The following is a 19,298-nucleotide window of genomic DNA, read 5'->3' on the forward strand; positions in this document are numbered from 1 at the left end:
ACCTCCCTGTTAAAAATGTATACCCGAGAAGGGTAGTTTAAAACTATTTATTAGCTATAATTAAAGCTAGAATAACTGTCAAAAATGCCCTCTCCCGTACTTGTTCCAAGTGTAATTTTAAAATTATTTTTAGGTTCAAATCCATTATCTTTTAAAACTTTTTCGATGTCAATTTCGCCATCATAATCTAAAATTTTCTCTTTTTCTCCTTGAACAATTTTTATCTGTGGTTTATAGGTAAATTTACCCACATATTTTGCAGAAAGTGGAGTAACCTCTACTAAATCTTCTGCCTTAATATATTCTAACCCAGCAGATAATTGTCCTTCTGTTGTTCCTACAACATTAGATTTAATATTTTCAAAAAAATCTTCAATTTTAAGTTTAGGCTTGTCAGAAATTTTAAGAGATTTTTCATCAAAACTTGTCACATAATTTGTAATTTTAACAGAAACTTGATTATTTACAAGAGGTTTTGGATCTAATTTTTCAGATTTTACAATAACATCGGAATTTTCTTTATCAAAGTCAACATAAAATCCTACAACCTTGCCAAGTTCTCTAAGTTGAAAATAATTGTACCCGTCAATTGTGTAACTTGTAAATCGAACTTCTTCTCCGTCAACTAAAACTTTATGTGTAGATTTCTTTGGTTCATTAATAGAATTTTTAAGTGGTTTTAAATCGTCAGCGGTTTTTTTATATTTGCCATCTCTCTCAATTTTGATTGCATTTCTATCAGAATCATAAACCACATCAAAACCTACATCTTTACCTTCTAAGAGTGCAGCTACATCACGGAGTTTAAAATAATTGTTATTCTCAATAATATATCCTTTGATATCTTGTTTTTCGCCATCATATATTATATTTTGACTAGAAACTTTAGCACCTGCATAAACCATCGTACTTGAAGCAACTATTAATGCCGAAGTGAGTATTCCTAAAATTTTTTTCATATTTCCTCCTTGTATCCTGAATAGCAATTAAGATTATATATTCATAATCTATTAAAATATTAGTAAATATTTCATCTAAACACTATTCTATGTTAAAAGTCTTCACTCGACAAGAGTCATTTTTTGAAATATAATGAAGTGGGTGATTTTGTGAACAGTTTACTGATGGGATTTAATATTGTATTTCCTATATTTTTTATATTAGCAATTGGTTATTTGGCAAAACAGAGAGGTTTTATCGACTCTAATTTTGTAGATAAAGCCACATGGCTTGTCTTTTACATAGCTTTGCCATTTAAATTATTTTATGATATCAAGAGTGCAAATATAAAATCGCTACATTTAAATTATGTAATATATATAATTAGTGGTGTTCTAATTATTACTATTTTATCTTTAATAATTGGCAAATTAATAATTAAAAATGACAACAAAAAATTATCGGCATTTATTCATTGCTCTTACAGATCTAATTTTGTTTATGTTGGATTTCCAATTCTGGACATGATATATAATGGGACTCAGTCTCTTGAACATATTATTATAGTGGTTGCATTTGGTTTAACTTTATACAATATAGTTGCCATTGTAGTGCTTACTTATTATGGAGAAAGTGAAAATAAAAAAATCTCTCTATTAGATATTTTTGTGAAGATTATCAAAAATCCAATGATTATTGGAATTTTATTGGGAGGATTATTTAACTTTTTAAATATACCAGTTTATTCTGGGATTGAACGTTCAATTGAGATGATTTCTCGCCTTTCAACGCCTCTTTCTTTGATATTAATAGGAGCTAGCTTAAAATTTGAAAAAGCATCTTCTGATACAAAAATAATTTTCACATCTGCTCTTATAAAGACAATTTTATCTCCTATTGTCATGATACCAATTGGAATATTACTTGGACTTAATAATATGGAACTTGGTATTGCATATGTATTTTGGGCGACACCTTGCGCAGTCAACTGTTTTATATTTACTAAGCAAATGAATTCGGATTATTTTTTGGCTTCTAAGATAGTTACTTTTTCTTTTGTGATGAGTATTTTGACTTATCCTATTGGAATTAGTTTAATGAATTTTTTTAATTTATTGTATTAATTATAGTTTTGTGCTATAATTTAGGCTACAATTTAATGAGTATACCTTATTAAGAGTGGTGGAGTGAATGGGCACTGTGAAACCCGGCAACCTTTTTTGGTGCCAAATCCCACAGATTTTAATCTGAAAGATGAGGTTAATATTTTTTTATTTTCCTCACCTTTTTGTGAGGTTTTTTTATTGGGTGAATTTAAGGAGGAAAAAATGAAGAAATGGCAATTTAGTTCTGAATCTGTAACAGAAGGTCATCCTGACAAAATATGTGACCAAATTTCTGATGCGATTTTAGACGAAATTATAAAAGAAGATAAGAATGCAAGAGTAGCTTGTGAAACTTTAGCTTCTACTGGAATGATAGTGATTACTGGTGAAATCAGCACAAATGTATATGTTGATTTTGAAAAAACAGCTCGCAAAGTATTAGATGATATTGGATATAATAGGGCAAAATTTGGTTTCGATGGAAGGACTTGTGCTGTACTTTCTGCAATCAAAGAACAGTCTAAAGACATTGCAATGGGAGTAGATAGATATAAAGAAGAAGGAATTGATTTTCTTGACTCTTTTGGTGCAGGTGACCAAGGAATTATGTTTGGTTATGCTACAAATGAAACTAAAGAGTTTATGCCACTTCCAATTTCACTTGCACATAGACTTTCTAGAAGACTTACTAAAGTTAGAAAAGACGGAACTCTTGATTATCTAAGACCCGATGGGAAATCACAAGTCACAATAGAATATGAAGAAGATGTTCCTAAAAAAGTCAAGAATGTGATAATATCTTCACAACATGCACCAGAAGTTGATATCGAAAAAATCCGTGAAGATATTAAAAGAGAAGTAATTGATAAAGTGGTGCCTAAAGAATTAATTGATGAAGATACACTTTACTATATAAATCCTACTGGTAGATTTGTAATTGGTGGTCCTATGGCAGATGCAGGCCTCACTGGTAGAAAAATAATTGTTGATACTTATGGTGGTTTTGCCCGCCATGGTGGTGGAGCTTTCTCAGGTAAAGACCCTACTAAAGTAGATAGATCAGCAACTTATTATGCAAGATATATTGCAAAAAATCTTGTTGCAGCAGGAATATGTGACAGAGTAGAAATTGGTCTTGCTTATGCTATTGGTATTAGTAAACCCACAGCTGTATATGTTGAAACTTTTGGAACTGGAAAGTTATCTGATGAAAAAATTGAAGAGATAGTAAAAGAAAACTTTGACGCCAGACCAGCAGCTATTATTAAAAACCTTGATTTATTGAGACCAATTTATAGACAAACAGCATCTTATGGTCATTTCGGAAGAGATGATTTAGATTTACCTTGGGAGAAGACAGATAAAGTAGAAACTTTGAAAAAGTATCTCTAATTTATTACAATATACTTGTAACAATATTTTTTATATTGGGTAACAAGTGATAAGTAAGATTAATATTTTTTAGAGAAGAAGGATTGATTATGAAGAAAAGTTTTAATTATTTTAGAGCAAATCCAGGCGGAAATATTACAGGATTTGTAGTTTGGCCAGTGTATCCGGGTTACAGAAAAGCATATACAGATTGCATCAGAGAACAAATTGATAGCTCTGTAGAGCAAGTTGGCTTTATATCACCAGCATACGAAGGTGCACCACTTAGACTAGACATGATGGGCGGAGAATTTTGTGCAAATGCTACAAGAGCCTATGGACTCTATTCAGCTTCTTTTTATGATGTAGAAGGTCCTGTCGATATAGAAGTTTATGTAAGTGGTAAAGAGGGCACAACTGATGTAATAGCTGATGTTCAAAAACAAACAGCTTATGTAGCTATGGAAAAACCAGATAATATTGTTGATATTGAACTTGAAGGCAAAAATTATAAACTTGTGAATTTTCCAGGTATAAGTCATGTTGTAATTGATGATAGAGATGAAGATGAAGGTTTTGTAACTAGAGCTATCAAAGCTATTAAAGCAGATTACAAATCTGAAGCTTATGGTGTAATTTTTTACGACAAAGATGAAAATTCAATTATTCCATATGTTTATGTTCCAAAAACTGAAACTTTGGTCAAAGAATCATCATGTGGTTCTGGTACTGCAGCAGTATTAAACACTATTAATCCAGATATTAATAATTTAGAAGAAGATTACAAAGTCGTAGTAAAACAAGTATCGGGAGAACTCGAAGTTTTTGTTTACGATTTTGAAGATGGAAGAAAATATATGATTGGTGGACCAGTTGAAATGGGCAAGATAGATAAAGTTTCAATTGATATACCTAAAGAAGTTGTAGACCAAGTAACTAAAGAACACGAACAAGAAGTTTTGGAAAGAGAAAAAGAAGCAAAAGAACAAGACTAATAGAGTTTAACTTTTGAATGAAAATATGAATGCTAAAGTCCGTCCCTCGGGGCGGATTTTTCATTTATTATAAAATTAATTTTAAATATATATTAATATAATGGAGGTACACTCTCTTCTAAGCGGATTTTTCTGTATTTATATTAAAAAAACTGATACAATATGATGGAGGTGTTCTAATTGATTAGCGTATGTGGAAGCGTCGAGAAAATAATTTTTAAAAATGATGAGAATGGTTATACCGTTGCAAAGATTATAACAGAAGATGGTGAAACTGTTGTCGTTGGTTATACGAGTTTTTTTGTCGAAAATTCTAATTATGAGTTTACAGGCGATTTTACATATCACAACAAATACGGAGAGCAATTTAAATTTGAAGAATATAAAGAAAATTTGCCTCAAACAGAAAAAGGAGTAATAAATTATCTTTCTTCCTCCATGATTCCGCATATAGGAAAACGCATGGCTAAAAGAATAGTAGAAAAATTCAAAGAAAATACTCTAGAAATTATTGAAAATAGTCCCGAGAGATTGTTATCAGTAAATGGAATTGGTAGAAAAAAATATAAGGATATAAAAGAGGCTCTTGATAAGCAATATGCGATGAGAAAAGTTTTTTTATATTTCTCAAAATATAATATTTCTTCAAATTCTATAATTAAAATTTATAGAGAATATGGCGACGATTCAATAGAAATAGTAAATGAAAATCCCTATGATTTAATAGGTAAAATCAGAGGAATGGGATTTAGAACTTGTGACGAAATAGCAAAATCTCTAGGCATAGAAGAAAATTCTGATTTTAGAAAAATTGCAGGTCTTAAATATACTTTACTTATGGCAGCAAGAGACGGGCATTCGTATCTGCCAATGGAAAAGCTGATTTCGAAAACTGAAAATGTATTAAAAGTTAAATTTGACAGTAAAGAAGATGTCATAAGAAAGTTAGCTTTTGAAGAGAATTTTTTTGTGGAAAAAGTTGATGATGAGTTTAATTGTTATATAGCTAGATATTTGCAAGCGGAAAATTATGTTGCTGGTAAACTCAATAAATTAAATATATCTTTTACAGAAGATATTGATACTGACAAAAAAATTAAAGAGGTTGAAGAGTTTCGCAATATAAAGCTTTCTGCTACACAAAAAAATGCTGTCAAAGAATCAATCGAAAAAGGTGTTTTTATAATTACAGGAGGACCAGGTACGGGCAAAACCACGACTTTAAAAGTTATAATTGACATTTTTGAGTCGCTAGATAAAAAAATAAAGCTCGCTGCTCCTACAGGTCGAGCTGCCAAGAGAATGAAAGAGCAGACTGGAAGAGATGCTTTTACTATCCATAAATTACTTGAAATTGCTGTTGGTGAAGGCTTCGAATATACTAATATTGAAGAGCTAGAGTGTGATGTTTTAATTGTTGATGAGATGAGTATGGTTGATATACTTCTTATGCAGACTCTTCTTCGTGCAATTGATAATCCCACTAGATTAATTTTAGTTGGCGACAAAGATCAGTTGCCGTCGGTTGGGGCAGGCAATGTTTTATCAGATATTTTAAATTCGGGAGTGTTTCAATACGTAAATTTAGAAGAAATTTTTAGACAGTCAAATGAATCGATGATTGTAAAAAATGCCCATTTAATCAATAATGGAAGCACGCCAATTTTAAATCGTGGAGATTTTTTTATGATTCATGAAAATGGAGAGATAAAAGGGCTTGAAACAATAAAAGATTTAATAACTACAAGACTTCCTAATTATTTTAATGTTACAGCTGAGGATATACAAGTGCTAACCCCAATGAAAAAAGGAAATCTAGGAACTCTAAATTTAAATAAAGTTTTGCAAAATCATTTAAATAAATCTGAAGAAGTTATAGAAATTTCAGGAACTAAATTTAAATTAGGAGATAGAGTAATGCAGATGAAAAACAATTATGAGCTTGAAGCCAAAATTGAAAATGAATTTTATTCTGACACCAATAAAGGGGTCTTCAACGGTGATATGGGTTATATATCAGAAATTAATAAAGAAAAAAAAGAACTTGAAGTGACATTTGATGGTGGAAGAAAAGTAAAGTATGATAAAGACAGTGCCGAGGAGCTTTCTCTGTCATATGCAATGACAATACATAAATCACAGGGGAGTGAATTTCCTATTGTCATAATTCCTATTTATTGGGCTCCGCCAATTTTACTTACAAGAAACCTAATATATACTGCAATAACTCGTGCATCAAAAGTTGTAGTTTTAGTGGGCATTTATAATTATTTGCAAAGAATGATAGATAATAACAAAACCAGAAAGAGATATTCTAAATTATCAGATAAATTGGTGAAGGCAAAAGATGAAAGAATATTATAATTGTGTGAACTGCCAGAAAAAAACTTATAAAAAGTTAATATGTGATGATTGCAAGACTTTAATTAATGACAAACCAATTTTTCATTATCCGATAGAGAATTTAGAATTTATAGAAGTAGGAGCTACTTATTCGGGTATTTTCAAAGAGATATTGTTGGATTTTAAATTTAATGACAAGATTTCACATTCGAGAGTTTTGGGAGATTATATGATTGAGAAATTACTTAAACACAATTTAGCTAATTATGTTATAACATCTGTACCCATGACAAAGAATAGAAAGAATAAAAGAGGTTTTAATCAATCAGAAATATTGGCCAGATATATTGCTAAAGAATTAGATTTAAAATACGAGGAAGTTTTTGAAAAAATAATAGAGACTCCTTTTCAGGTTGGCTTAGATAAGAAAGAGAGAAAAGTAAATTTAAATAATGCTTTTGACATTTTAACCTATCAAGATAATATTATAATAGTGGACGATGTAATTACCACAGGAGCCACAATTAATGAGCTTGTAAAAACTGCCAAGAAGAATAATATAAAAAAAGTAGCTGCCATAATAGCAGCTACAGAGATAGCTTAATCTACAACATCTTTTATAATGGAATCGTGCCTTGGCCAATTATTTAGACTTGAGAAGTATTTCATTGAAAATATTGTTGCATTAATTTCTGCACCTATTAAAATAATAATAGATATTAAAAATAGCCATACTAAAAATACTATAATTCCACCAAGTGATCCATAAGTTACGTTATATGATCCGAAGTTGTTGACATAAAAGGCAAAACCAAGTGTAGCCACAATTAGCATAATTGATGAAAATACAGCACCAGGAATTACCGATTTAAATGTAACCATATCTCTATTAGAAGATGATGGCGAGAATTTATATAGTAACATGAAAGTTATAATCATATAAATAAAAGGTATTAAGCTTTTGTTCAGGCCTGAAAAATTTGATATTATTAGCCCTTCGGTGTCGATATATTGAGTTAGTGTCTGACGAATTAACTCTCCAAAAACTTGACTGATAGATAGCAAGAAAATCATAAAAATCAAGGCTATAGTAAATATTAGTGCAGTAAATCTAAGTTTGAAGAAATTCCTGTTTTCTTTAAAACCATAAGATGTATTTATTATTTTTATCAATTTAAAAATTGCTGTAGACGCAGAAAATAAACCCAAGAAAAATGAAATAGTTAAAAAACTTCCGGAAGATGATTTCGATATTTCAGACAAAAATCCTAATACTATTTTTTTTACATCTGCAGGAAGATAGCTAATTATATTTAGTATCTCGTTGGAATTAACTAATCCAAAAAAGTTAACTGCGTTAATTAAAGCAATTAAAAATGGAAAAATAGATAATACCAAGAAATATGTTAGACTTGCACCATAAGCTATGGTGTCGTGTTCAACTAACCTATATAAAAGTTTATCAAGAAAGATAAAAGGCTTTTTATTTTTTGATTTTTCGAAAAAATTTTTTAGCGATTTCATTTTACACCTCTATTTTATTATATAGGAAAAGTTTTGATTGAACAATCAAAATTGTTTTATAATAATTGTGATAAAATGGAGAGAGGAGGATAATAATGAATTATAATATATTAGTTTGTGATGACGAAAAAGATATTGTAGATGCAATAGAAATTTATTTAAAAGCAGAAGGATATAATGTTTTTCCTACATATGGAGCAAAAGAAGCACTCGAGATAATAAAAAATAATAAAATTCATTTGGCTATTGTCGACATAATGATGCCAGAGATAGATGGAATATCTCTAATAATTAAAATAAGAGAATTTACCAATATCCCAATAGTTGTACTTTCTGCAAAATCAGAAATTACAGACAAAATAATTGGTCTCAATGTAGGTGCCGATGACTACATAACTAAACCTTTTAACACTGTAGAATTAACAGCAAGAGTAAATTCTTTAATCAGAAGATATGTGTCATTGGGCTCTTGTGAAGTAAGAGATGATTTGATAAAAGTTGGTAGGATTTCCATTGACGATAAATCAAAAGAAGTAAAAATAGAAGATAGGAATATAAATTTAACACCCTATGAATACAAAATTTTGGTGCTACTTTCCAAAAATCCCGGCAAAGTATTCTCATCAAATGAAATTTATGAATTAGTGTGGGAAGAAGATGCAATTGATGTCAGAAAAATAATATCTGTTCACATTTCTCATTTAAGAGATAAAATAGAGATAAATCCACGAAAGCCAGACCTAATAAAATCAGTATATGGAATGGGTTATAAAATTGAGGACAAGTGATGGAGTTAGGTAAATTATTAAGAAAATTAAAATATTTTTTGACAATACTTTTTGATGATGTATTTATAGAAACTGTACTTGTAACTAATATTATAATATTTGAATTTTTAAATTTATCTCAACCTTTTCTTTATTCTGCGATGATTACTTTTGTAGTTTCTGCAATTAAAGTTTACAGAAATTCGTTTATTTCAACAATACTTACCTATGATTTGTTTAAGTATAAAGAATTTAAAAATTTTAATGTTCTTGGCACTATAAATTTACTAGTATCTGTTGTAGTAGTTATATATCTTTGCTATACAGAAACAGAAATAAGACTTCTGACTGTTTTAATATTTATGGTTTTAAGAGCAATACTGACACTTGAATTAAATTACGTGCAGAATGTGCTTACACTTGAAGTAGTAAATTCAATACTATATGGTTACGATTTTGAAATACCAGAATGTTTTACAAATGAGTATCTTAGACAAATTGCAGGCTTAATGGAAGATTATAAAAGAAGGGATAGAGATAGAGTAGAAGAAAATCTAAGAAGAGAAAAGTTAAAAGTAAATTTAATCACAAATATCTCTCATGATTTGAAAACACCACTAACTTCAATCATCAACTACTCTGATTTATTGTCAAAAAAAGACGAATTCGATGATGAAGCTAGAAATTTTATTGCAGTTCTAAACAGAAACTCCAAGAGGTTAAAAATCCTCATTTCAGATTTGATATTTGCCTCTAAAGCCAATTCAAAAAATATAAATGTAGAAAAATCTTTGATAGAAATGAATGAGCTTATAAACCAAATATATGGCGACTATGACTCTTTATTTAAACAAAACGAATTAGAATTTATTTATGATTCCAACAGCGATGAGATATTAGTTTATACCGATGTAAATCTATTTGTAAGAATAGTTGAAAATTTATTTTCTAATGTGTGTAAGTATTCTAAAGAACAAACTAGAGTTTATGTAAATCTTATAGATAGAGATGAGGAGATACATTTTTTAATAAAAAATTTGTCAAAATATAAACTGAATATATCTTCGGAAGAACTATTTGAAGAACTTGTCAAAGGTGATAGATCGCGTCATGCCAAAGGTTCAGGTTTGGGATTGCATATAGTTAGAGATTTAGTAGACATCCTTGGTGGAGAAATTATAATAGATATTGACGGAGATTACTTCAAAGTTTACATTAAATTGAAAAAAGATATAGAAACGTAAAATTATATTAAACTTGTTGACAATAGAAGCACTTTGCAATAAAATAAAAGAAAACCGAAGAAGTTTTCATAATGGCAATTTTTCATAAATTGCCTTTTTTTTGTTTTTATTAATATATTTGTATAATACTAAACTTGTTAGAATATGTATATAATTGTTTTTGTGTTTATTTTTTAGCATATTTTACAGTCAATAGTATAAGAATTATTTGTGATGGAATTTTGTGTCTTGATAAATAATTTTTTTTAGTTGTAGAAAAATTTGTGCGTATATCATTTAATTTAGGAGGAATCATGACAAAGTTTATTTTTGTAACTGGTGGAGTTGTATCTGGAATTGGAAAAGGAATTTCAGCTGCAAGTATTGGTAGACTTTTAAAAGAAAGAGGACTAAGCGTATTTATGCAAAAGTTTGATCCGTATCTAAATGTGGATCCAGGTACTATGAGTCCTTTTCAACATGGAGAAGTTTTTGTGACAAAAGATGGTGCGGAAACTGATTTAGACCTAGGACATTATGAGAGATTTATAGATGAAGAACTAACAAAAAGAGCTTCAATTACAACAGGAAAAGTATACTCAAAAGTAATTGCAAAAGAAAGACGTGGCGATTATAATGGAGCGACAGTGCAAGTGATTCCACATATAACAAATGAAATTAAAAATGCCGTTTACAAAGCAGCCAAAGAATCTAGTGCAGATGTTGTAATAACTGAAATAGGCGGTACAGTTGGAGATATAGAATCTCTTCCATTTTTAGAAGCAATAAGGCAAATACACTCTGAAAACAAAAAAGAAGATGTATTATTTGTGCATACAGTTCTAGTTCCAAATATACCAGGAAGTGACGAACTAAAAACAAAACCAACTCAACATTCATTTAAAGAACTAATGAGCAATGGCATAAAAACTGATGTAATAATAATTAGATCAAATGGAGTCGTAACAGAAGATTTGAGAGAAAAAATATCATTATTCTGTGACGTACCAGTAGATGCAATAGTTCAATCTAAAAATGTAGATTTAATATACGAAGTGCCTCTCGTTTTTCATAAACAAGGACTTGATGATTATATACTTAAAGAATTAGGACTTACAAATCAACCACCATCTGAAAAAAAATGGCAAAAAATGGTAGAAAGATTCAAGGACTTAGACAAAGAAGTTACCATTGGTTTAGTTGGAAAATATGTAGGACTTCATGATGCATATCTATCAGTATATCAAGCACTTCAAGATGCAGGTTGCGAAAATGGTGCAAAACTTAATCTGAGATGGATAGATGCAGAAGAAGTAGAAGAAGATATAAATGTATTAAAAGGATTAGATGGAATAATAGTGCCTGGAGGATTTGGATCACGTGGCACAGAAGGAATGATTCTGACAAGTAAATTTGCACGTGAAAATAATGTTGCTTATTTTGGTATTTGTTATGGAATGCAAATAGCACTCATAGATGTAGCTAGAAATAAATTAGGATTAAAAGATGCCAACTCAACAGAAATTGACCCAGAAACAAATAATCCAATAATTGACTTACTTGAAAATCAAAAAGACATCAAAAATCTCGGTGGCACATTGAGACTTGGTAATTATGAATGTTCAATCGAAAAAGACACCCTAGCTTCTAAATTGTATGGAGAAGATAAAATTTTCGAAAGACATAGACATAGATATGAATTTAATAACGACTTTAGAGGTCAAATAAGATCAGCAGGAGTAGAATTTTCTGGTATCAATGAAGACAATGATTTAGTAGAAATAATAGAATTAAAAGACCATCCATTTTTCATAGCTTGCCAATTCCACCCAGAATTCAAATCAAGACCAACAAAAGTTCATCCATTATTTGACGGATTTATAAAAGCAGCATTGACAAAATAAATTGTATTTAAAATATTGCAGAGGTATATATTATCTCTGCTTTTTTGTTATTATTCGTAAGTTACATTCATTGTATTCGTTAAACCTATTTAGTAATATTTGTAAATCTTTGTTAATATAAAAATACGGTAATTAAATTGTTTGATAGGAGGTAAATATGGTTTGGATTAATAAACCTATACAGAAAAGAATTAGTAAAAGTAAAAGTGAAACTAATGCTTCGGCTATTCATCTTTTATGTGTTGTGGAATGGTGTGTAGTTGAGAATGGTTGTGTAATTGTGGGTGGAGGAATACCTTTACCTTGCACTTCAAAAAGAAAATAGAAAGGAGAAGTATATATGGAAAACATAAAATGGATTAATAGTCCAACAAATGATATAAAATTGCTTTGCGAAACACATTGCCCTTCATTTACATGTTCATGTGCTTACTATAACAATTGCAGTTACTGTAATTTAAAATTTAGCCCTGGAGATGATTATTGGCATATCCCTCTAAATTTTTATTTAGATAATCTAGCAAATATATTATTTAGTGGAAAAGAATACAGTGCCACGTTGATAAACATGTTACAAACATATATACTAGATAGTGATAATAATGTAGAAATAGTTGCAGAAAAATTATTTATTCATGAAAACTCTCACAAATACAGATTGAAGGATATTGAAAATAATAAAAGTTTATTTTTTAATAAACCTTTAGATTTGATAATATTAACAATTATATCTATTATTACACGGAAGAAAAATATGGTTTAAAATCGAGATATTAATTTATTAAATTTTTTTTGGAGATATAATATGGAAAAAGACAATAGAAAAAAAGTTCTAAAAGACGCTGGATTCGCTTATATTATAACGTTTGCGCTATATTTATTTTTGGGAACTCTTACTTTTAATATAAAGACACAGCTTGGCTTTGTAATTATTAGAAGTTTTACTATGCCATTATGCATTTTTATTGCATATAGTTTATATTTTGGTTTATATATAAGAGAATTTTTACAACAATTAAAACATGACTTAAAAGAGTTAGATATTTATAGAATACTGTTTAGTTTAAAATATTGTTTTTTATATTTAGGAATAGCATTTTTAATTACGCCTATTTCCCAGATAGAGAAGAATGCGGTTCAAGACGGTCGTATAGATTCATATATTATGCTGATGATGCCTATTTTTGTAATATTTGAAGAATATATTTTTAGATATATCTTGTTAAATAAGTTTTCTGATAATTGTATAGATGGAGGAATACTTTTTTCTTCTATATGTTTTGCCTTGATGCATTATAATAGATTTATAAATCCACTAATAGTTGGAATATTTGTAGGTGTAGTTTATGTATATACAAGAAATATTATATATCCAATTTTTCTGCATTATGCGATAAACTCAATGATATTGGTGAATTTAGTTATGTGTGTGCAGAATTTATCTTTTGGAACTCATGTTACTTTAGAAACTCCTAATAAAATGACAGGTATTTTATTGTTAGTAACTGCTATTATTTTGATAGTTTTACAAATGTTACTGAAAAAAGGGAAAGAAGTGTTAGAATTAGAAAAAAATATACTACTATTGTTTGTAAAACAAATTAAGTACACATACGAGTTTATAAAAACTTTTCCTATAAATCTTGTGTTAATTTGGAAAATACTATCAATTAATTTTATATAAATATTAAGAATAGTTATTGGTTTCGTTTAAATAACAATCTAATTTAAAAAATAAATAATTTCTAAATAGTAAACAATAAATGGTTGGTAAACTATTAATCATATTTCTATTCTAGCATTTTTCTAAATTACAATATCCTTTAAATTAGTGCTCAAATAGTGTAAAATATTTCGTAAGGAGATTTGATGTGGAATATTGGGATGTTTATGATAAAAAAGGGAAATGGAAAACTAAAGTAATCAGGCGAGGCGATACTTTAAAGGCTGGCGAATACCATTTAATTGTCGAGGGTTGGATTTTAAGGGACGATGGTAAATTTATCATTCAGAGAAGATCCCTTGAAAAGAAATCTTTCTCGGGTATGTGGTACTGCTCTGCTGGTGGCTCTGTTATTAGTGGCGAAGACTCCAAAGAGGGTATGGCACGTGAGTTTAAAGAGGAACTGGGAATTGATATTGCTATTTCTGATTTGAAGTTAAAAAGAATAATTACTGAAAGAAACACTATATTTCACATTTTTTTAGTTAGGAAAAATATTTCTTTGGAAGACATTAAGTTGCAAGAAGAGGAAGTCATGGATGTAAAACTTGCTACTGTAGATGAAATCTATAAAATGATTGAGGATAAAAAATTTATTGGCCTTGGTTATTATGAGTCTTTTTTTGAGAATATTTTTAAATAATTCGTCTCTCGTGAGGCGTTTTTTTATATGGGGGTTATTTATGAAATTATACAACACTCTGACACGAAAAAAAGAAGATTTTATACCAATTAAAGATGGACAAGTTTCTATATACAATTGTGGTCCCACTGTTTACAATTTCATTCATGTGGGAAATGCAAGACCATTGGTAGTTTTTGATACTTTGAGAAGATATTTTTTATACAAAGGTTTAGATGTAAAATTTGTTGTAAATTTTACTGATATTGATGACAAAATGATTAATAAAGCTAATGATGAAGGTGTCACGGTATCTGATATTGCACAAAGATATATTGCTGAATTTAAAAAAGATGCTGGAGGACTTCATCTATATGATTATGAAACTATGAACCCAAGAGCTACTCATTTAATTGATGAGATGATAGATTTTATCTCTGTTCTTATTGATAAAGGGGCGGCATATGTGGTTGATGGAGATGTTTATTTTGATATAACTCATGCTAAAGATTATGGTAAGCTTTCTAAAAAGAATTTAGAAGACTTGATTTCTGGACACAGAGTTGATGTAAATGACAACAAGAAAAATCCACAAGATTTTGCTCTATGGAAAAATAAAAAAGAAAAAGAGCCATTCTGGAAAGCACCTTGGGGCGAAGGACGCCCTGGATGGCATATTGAATGTTCTGTTATGGCAAAAACTCTTCTTGGAGATACTATTGATATTCATACAGGTGGCGAAGATTTACAATTTCCTCATCATGAAAATGAAATTGCACAATCAGAGACTTGCAATGATGTAGCTTTTGCAAATTATTGGCTTCACAATGGTATGATTACTGTGGATAATGAAAAGATGAGTAAGTCAAAGGGCAATTTCTTTACTGTTAGAGAAATATCCGAAGAATATGACCTTGAAATCCTTAGATTCTTTCTACTCACTACTCAATATCGTTCACCAATAAACTTTTCAAGAGAAGTAATGGATCAAACAAAAAATTCACGTGAAAGATTATATAATGCTAAATTTAAATTAGAAGATGCAATTAAAAAGTCTACACTTGATAATATTACCTCTGATGAAGAAAGCTTGTTTAAATCTTTTGATGCTCACATAAAAAAATTTGAAACTTCTATGGAAGATGATTTAAACACTGCTGATGCAATCACAGCAATTTTCGACCTGGTAAAAGATATTAACTTGAATCTTGATGAAAATAATTCAAAAGAAATGTTAAATAAAACCCTTGAATTATTAAAAAAATTAACTAGAGTTTTAGGAATTATGGAAGAAGAACAAGGCGAATTATCTCAAGAAGTTGAAAAACTTATTGATGAAAGAAATGCTGCTCGTAAGAATAAAGATTTTGCAAGGGCGGATGAAATTAGAGATGAATTAAAAGAAATGGGCATCGAAATAAAAGATACAAGAAGTGGTACAACTTGGAAGAGAATTTAAATTATTTAGAGATAAAGGATTTTACTAAATCTGATATATTGGAACTTTCTCCATTAGCTCTTGCCTATATTGGTGATGCTTGTTTTGAGATGCTAGTCAGAAGTTATATATTGGATGCCAAGAAGAATCCTAATAAGTTGCACAAAGAAAGTGTAAAATTTGTGAGGGCAAAATCTCAAAGAGCTTTATTCGAAAAAGTGGAACCAATTCTTAACGAAGATGAGATTAGAGTTTTTAAAAGGGGCAGAAATGCTAAATCGCATACTGTCCCCAAAAATGCGGACCCTATAGATTATAGATATGCGACAGGCATGGAGGCTTTGTTTGGATATTTATATTTATTTAAAGAATATGATAGAATAAGAAAGATTTTTAAGGAGATGATTGAATGAAGGTAAAAATAATTTCTCACACAATGAATCCCGAAAAGACAATAGCTGCTTCTGCAAAGTTGTGTTATTCGAGAGTTGGTGTTGAAGATATTTCAGAAGACTTAACTGACGAGAGTGCTGAAAAGTTTTTAGAAAAATTGATGAGCTTTTCTCATTTATCTCCTCTAGAACATGTCAGCTTTACTTTTGCAATTGAGGGTGTATCTAGAACTTTAACCCATCAATTAGTAAGACATAGAATCGCATCATATTCACAGCAATCTCAAAGGTATGTAAAGCTTGATAATTTTGAGTATATTATTCCGCCGCAAATTGAAGAAAATGAGAAAGCAAAAAAAATCTTTATTGAAGCTATGCAAAGAGATCAAGAAGATTATAATACTTTAGTTGAGATTTTAATAAAAGAAAGTTCTCAAAAATTAATAGCGGAAGGCATGCCAGAGGAGAAAGCTAGAAGTGCTGTTGAGAAACAGTGTATAGAAGATGCTAGATATGTTTTTCCAAATGCTTGTGAAACGAAAATTGTAGTTACAATGAATGTAAGAACCCTGCAACATTTCTTTACAGTAAGATGCTGTGAAAGAGCACAATGGGAAATAAGAGCACTTGCTACTGAAATGCTAAAACAGGTAAAACAAGTAGCTCCTACACTTTTTAAAAATGAAGGTCCTGGTTGTGTAAAGGGTCCTTGTCCTGAAGGTAAGATGACTTGTGGTAAACAGAATTTAATTCGTGAAAAATTTAAAAATTTATAGGGATATTTATGAAATATATATATGGTAGAGGGCCTGTTATGGAGGCTCTAAAAAATGAAGAAGTTGAAAAAGTATATGTAGGCAAAAATGCCACAGGCTCTATTAAAAAAATAATAGGGATGGCTCGCGATAGAAAAATTCCAACAGTAAATGCAGATAATGAAAAGCTACAAGAGTTAGCGGGCTCAACTAATCACCAAGCTGTAGTGGCTCTTGTCAGTGATTTTACTTATGTGGAACTTGAAGATTTATGCAATAAATATAAAGATAAAGAAAATGCTAAAATTTTTATTTTAGATAAAATTGAAGACCCACATAATTTTGGTGCAATAGCCAGAAGTGCCAATTTTTTTGGTGTGGATGCAATAATTTTTCCAAATAGAAGAGCGGCCACAGTAAATGATACGGTAGTCAAATCTTCTGCTGGTGCTATATATGACATCGATGTATGTAAAGTAGGGAATATCTCCCAAGCCATCGAAAAATTAAAAGAAGTTGGTTTTTGGATATTTGCCACAGATTTAAAAGGCGAAGATATTCGTGAAACTGATTTTTCGGGAAAGGTTGGAGTTATTATTGGAAATGAGGGCAAGGGAGTGTCTAAAAATCTATTAAAAAGCTCTGATAAAATAATCACTATTCCTAATTTTTCTGATTTTGATTCTCTAAATGCTTCAGTGGCTGCTGCAGTTATTATGTTTGAGATAGTGAGATAATAAAATGAGAAACAGAAGAAGTCCATATAAAAAAGGTAAAAATTATCTTTTTGTGGACGGTTATAATATTATTAATTCATGGAACAATTTAATAAAATTAAAAAATGTATCATTAGAAGATGCTCGTGATGAACTTATTAATATTATGATTGAGTTTTCTCATGTTACAAAAGAAGAAATAATATTGGTCTTTGATGCTTATCAAGTCAAAAAATCTGCTGGCAAAGTTTATAACGAAGATGGCATCAAAGTAGTTTTTACTAAGGAGTTTGAGACAGCCGATCACTTTATTGAAAAAGAACTTGATTATATTGGCAGATTTACCGGTGTTAGAGTTGCGACAAGTGATAATGTAGAACAACAGATAATATTGTCAAGAGGAGGCACTAGAATCTCTGCAAGAGAACTTGAAGCTGAAGTATTGAGTCAAAAAATCAGAACCGAAAAGACTCTTCAAAAGTTAAAAGAAGAAAGAGTATATTCACTTGACGAAAAGAGTTTAGATGCATTAGAAAATCTTAAAAAATCTTTGGGAGATTGATAAATTATGCCAGTTAATAAAGAAGATAAATTTAAAGAAGATGATAGAAAACTAATTGAAGGAAATACCTTTGATGATAAATCTGATTTTTCAACTACAGATATAGGAATTACATTTGCAGTTTTGGTAGTTGGAATAATATTGTTTTCTTTTTTGTTTAAATTTATTTTTTAATTATAGATATATTATGATATAAAATTGATTTTTTAACTAACTTTGAGCACTTTGGTGCTCTTTTTTAATTAATGGGTAAAAATATAAAAATAAGGTAAATAGAGAGGATGTATCTCATGGCGAGGCAATATACTAAGGAGTTAATTAAAAGAGAATTTTTGAATATAGTAGAAGTTAAAAGTTTAAAGAATATTACAATAGCAGAACTTGCAGAAAAATGTGATATCAATAGAAATACTTTTTACTACCACTATGAAGACATATATATGTTAGTTAAAGAGATTTTAAATGATGAATTAGAAAAAATTGATAAAGAATTTAACAATACTTACTCTTGGGAAGATAGCCTATTGCATGCTGTTTCCTTTATTTTGGAAAATAAAAAAGCTACTCAAAATATTTTTAAATCTATAGACAAAAAAGATACTGACGATTATTTATTTAAAGTATGTGAAGCAGTTATGGAAAAATATATAAAAAACGAATGTGAATCTAAAAATATCATAGCAAAGGAAAAGGATAAAATTCTAATTAGGAATTTTTATCGTGCAGCACTTGTCGGGCTTTTAGACAAGTGGATACAAGATGGAATGAAAGAAGAGCCTCAACTTGTGATTTATAGAATAGGAAAATTATTTGATGGAAATATTGAAAGGTCACTGCGTATAAGTGAAGAACTAGACAATTAAACACAAATGCCTAAAAAATGTGCAAAAATTTTATTTTATTTAAAAATTGCACATT

The 19,298-nt window shown here is 29.6% G+C and carries 21 protein-coding genes and 1 riboswitch; of the genes, 19 read left to right on the top strand and 2 right to left on the bottom strand.

Translation table 11 applies throughout. From position 1 onward, the window contains the following. Positions 1-50: 50 nt before the first annotated feature. Positions 51-959, bottom strand: a complete 909-nt coding sequence (locus tag ABID14_RS06465) for a hypothetical protein (protein WP_354368337.1) — start codon at positions 957-959, stop codon at positions 51-53. 150 nt (positions 960-1,109) lie between these two features. Between ABID14_RS06465 and ABID14_RS06470 the strand changes: the two genes are divergently transcribed. The 5 genes from ABID14_RS06470 (at position 1,110) to ABID14_RS06490 (ending at position 7,358) form a co-directional block, all read left to right on the top strand. After that, positions 1,110-2,063, top strand: coding sequence for an AEC family transporter (locus tag ABID14_RS06470; protein ID WP_354368339.1), 954 nt, complete (start codon positions 1,110-1,112; stop codon positions 2,061-2,063). A 43-nt stretch (positions 2,064-2,106) separates the two neighbouring features. Continuing rightward, a riboswitch (SAM riboswitch) is annotated at positions 2,107-2,200 on the top strand. 67 nt (positions 2,201-2,267) lie between these two features. Beyond that, positions 2,268-3,437, top strand: a complete 1,170-nt coding sequence (metK, locus tag ABID14_RS06475; RefSeq protein WP_354368341.1) for a methionine adenosyltransferase — start codon at positions 2,268-2,270, stop codon at positions 3,435-3,437. 89 nt (positions 3,438-3,526) lie between these two features. Next, the gene (locus ABID14_RS06480; RefSeq protein ID WP_354368343.1) at positions 3,527-4,411 is read left to right on the top strand and encodes a histidine racemase CntK family protein; all 885 of its coding nucleotides are present in this window, start codon (positions 3,527-3,529) and stop codon (positions 4,409-4,411) included. Between the two features lie 180 nt (positions 4,412-4,591). Beyond that, a complete protein-coding gene (recD2, locus tag ABID14_RS06485; protein ID WP_354368345.1) occupies positions 4,592-6,775 on the top strand; it encodes an SF1B family DNA helicase RecD2 in 2,184 nt (727 codons plus the stop codon). Continuing rightward, a complete protein-coding gene (locus ABID14_RS06490; protein WP_354368347.1) occupies positions 6,759-7,358 on the top strand; it encodes a ComF family protein in 600 nt (199 codons plus the stop codon). Before recD2 ends, ABID14_RS06490 begins: the two co-directional genes overlap by 17 nt. Here ABID14_RS06490 and ABID14_RS06495 read toward each other — a convergent pair. After that, complete coding sequence (locus ABID14_RS06495) at positions 7,355-8,278, bottom strand: YihY/virulence factor BrkB family protein (protein ID WP_354368349.1); 924 nt, start codon at positions 8,276-8,278, stop codon at positions 7,355-7,357. The genes ABID14_RS06490 and ABID14_RS06495 overlap by 4 nt on opposite strands. Positions 8,279-8,373: 95 nt before the next feature. Between ABID14_RS06495 and ABID14_RS06500 the strand changes: the two genes are divergently transcribed. From ABID14_RS06500 to ABID14_RS06565, 14 genes are all read left to right on the top strand, one after another. Further along, positions 8,374-9,066 carry a response regulator transcription factor gene (locus ABID14_RS06500; protein WP_354368351.1) on the top strand — a complete coding sequence of 231 codons (693 nt, stop codon included), beginning with the start codon at positions 8,374-8,376 and terminating at the stop codon, positions 9,064-9,066. Then, positions 9,066-10,289 carry a sensor histidine kinase gene (locus tag ABID14_RS06505; RefSeq protein WP_354368352.1) on the top strand — a complete coding sequence of 408 codons (1,224 nt, stop codon included), beginning with the start codon at positions 9,066-9,068 and terminating at the stop codon, positions 10,287-10,289. The genes ABID14_RS06500 and ABID14_RS06505 overlap by 1 nt, the downstream gene beginning before the upstream one ends. A 293-nt stretch (positions 10,290-10,582) precedes the next feature. Continuing rightward, a complete protein-coding gene (gene pyrG / locus ABID14_RS06510; protein ID WP_354368353.1) occupies positions 10,583-12,172 on the top strand; it encodes a CTP synthase in 1,590 nt (529 codons plus the stop codon). A 157-nt stretch (positions 12,173-12,329) separates the two neighbouring features. Continuing rightward, positions 12,330-12,497 (top strand): hypothetical protein, encoded by a 168-nt coding sequence (locus ABID14_RS06515; RefSeq protein ID WP_354368354.1) that lies wholly within the window; start codon positions 12,330-12,332, stop codon positions 12,495-12,497. A gap of 15 nt (positions 12,498-12,512) precedes the next feature. Continuing rightward, positions 12,513-12,935: a helix-turn-helix domain-containing protein gene (locus ABID14_RS06520; RefSeq protein ID WP_354368356.1), complete on the top strand. Its 423-nt coding sequence runs from the start codon at positions 12,513-12,515 to the stop codon at positions 12,933-12,935. A 42-nt stretch (positions 12,936-12,977) separates the two neighbouring features. After that, positions 12,978-13,856, top strand: a complete 879-nt coding sequence (locus tag ABID14_RS06525; RefSeq protein WP_354368358.1) for a CPBP family glutamic-type intramembrane protease — start codon at positions 12,978-12,980, stop codon at positions 13,854-13,856. A 187-nt stretch (positions 13,857-14,043) separates the two neighbouring features. Beyond that, positions 14,044-14,538: an NUDIX hydrolase gene (locus tag ABID14_RS06530; RefSeq protein WP_354368360.1), complete on the top strand. Its 495-nt coding sequence runs from the start codon at positions 14,044-14,046 to the stop codon at positions 14,536-14,538. A 40-nt stretch (positions 14,539-14,578) separates the two neighbouring features. After that, positions 14,579-15,976, top strand: a complete 1,398-nt coding sequence (cysS, locus tag ABID14_RS06535) for a cysteine--tRNA ligase (RefSeq protein ID WP_354368362.1) — start codon at positions 14,579-14,581, stop codon at positions 15,974-15,976. Continuing rightward, positions 15,961-16,368, top strand: a complete 408-nt coding sequence (locus tag ABID14_RS06540; protein ID WP_354368364.1) for a Mini-ribonuclease 3 — start codon at positions 15,961-15,963, stop codon at positions 16,366-16,368. The genes cysS and ABID14_RS06540 overlap by 16 nt, the downstream gene beginning before the upstream one ends. Continuing rightward, entirely contained in the window at positions 16,365-17,123 is a 759-nt protein-coding gene (thyX, locus tag ABID14_RS06545; protein ID WP_354368366.1) for an FAD-dependent thymidylate synthase, read from the top strand. The genes ABID14_RS06540 and thyX overlap by 4 nt, the downstream gene beginning before the upstream one ends. Before the next feature lie 8 nt (positions 17,124-17,131). Beyond that, positions 17,132-17,839 carry a 23S rRNA (guanosine(2251)-2'-O)-methyltransferase RlmB gene (rlmB, locus tag ABID14_RS06550; protein ID WP_354368368.1) on the top strand — a complete coding sequence of 236 codons (708 nt, stop codon included), beginning with the start codon at positions 17,132-17,134 and terminating at the stop codon, positions 17,837-17,839. A gap of 4 nt (positions 17,840-17,843) precedes the next feature. Continuing rightward, positions 17,844-18,380, top strand: coding sequence for an NYN domain-containing protein (locus ABID14_RS06555; RefSeq protein WP_354368370.1), 537 nt, complete (start codon positions 17,844-17,846; stop codon positions 18,378-18,380). A gap of 6 nt (positions 18,381-18,386) precedes the next feature. After that, positions 18,387-18,554: a hypothetical protein gene (locus ABID14_RS06560; RefSeq protein WP_354368371.1), complete on the top strand. Its 168-nt coding sequence runs from the start codon at positions 18,387-18,389 to the stop codon at positions 18,552-18,554. 116 nt (positions 18,555-18,670) lie between these two features. After that, positions 18,671-19,243: a TetR/AcrR family transcriptional regulator gene (locus ABID14_RS06565; RefSeq protein ID WP_354368373.1), complete on the top strand. Its 573-nt coding sequence runs from the start codon at positions 18,671-18,673 to the stop codon at positions 19,241-19,243. Positions 19,244-19,298 lie beyond the last annotated feature (55 nt).

Origin of the sequence: Peptoniphilus olsenii (assembly GCF_040545475.1) — a bacterium.
Classification (GTDB): domain Bacteria; phylum Bacillota; class Clostridia; order Tissierellales; family Peptoniphilaceae; genus Peptoniphilus_A; species Peptoniphilus_A olsenii.